Genomic DNA, 741 nt, shown 5'->3' on the forward strand with positions numbered 1-741 from the left:
ACGGAAAATTATATGCTTTTAGAAACCTTGAAGGGGGTCCAAAAAGAGACCCTAATTTTAAATGGGATTGGAAAGTTTTTAGGGAGGAAAAAAAGAAACTTAAGATTGATTATCCACCTGAACATGTAATAGATAAACAGTTAGTTTTAAAAAATCTTGAAAAGCATAAATCTGACTCATATGTAATGTGGCTTGATCACGCGAGCTTTATAATTAAACTTGGGGATACTACAATTATTACTGATCCAGTTTTTGAAAAAAATTATGGACCTATGATATTTGGTCCAAAGAAATACATAGAGTCCCCTTTAACTCTAAAAGAACTTCCTAGGATAGATTTATTTTTGTTGACACACAATCATTATGATCACATGAGTATTCGTACTATAAAAAACTTTCCTTATAAGAATACTAAAGTTCTTGTGCCTCTTAAACTTGGGAAATATTTCACGAAAAATGGATATAAAAAAAGTACTGTCAAAGAAATGGATTGGTTTGATAAAATTAAAATTAATGATGAAATCACAGTTACAATGCTTCCAAGTCAACATTGGTCCAAACGGTGGATCTGGGGAGATGGAAATACGAATAGATCACTTTGGGGGAGCTTTTTAATTGAATACAAAGGTAAAAAAATCTTTTTTGCTTGTGATACTGGACCAGCACCATTTTACAAGGAATTAGGAAAAAAATTTGGCCCTATTGATTTGGGTTTTGGAAATTTGGGTGCTTACAATTTCT

General features: G+C 31.7%; 1 protein-coding gene. It reads left to right on the forward strand.

The window, feature by feature from the left end:
- The coding region (locus AMN78_RS03890) for an MBL fold metallo-hydrolase (protein WP_075534267.1) at window positions 1-741 on the forward strand (741 nt) is incomplete at both ends.

The sequence above is a fragment of the Candidatus Pelagibacter communis genome (genome assembly GCF_001179945.1).
Lineage (GTDB): Bacteria > Pseudomonadota > Alphaproteobacteria > Pelagibacterales > Pelagibacteraceae > Pelagilacustribacter > Pelagilacustribacter ubique_A.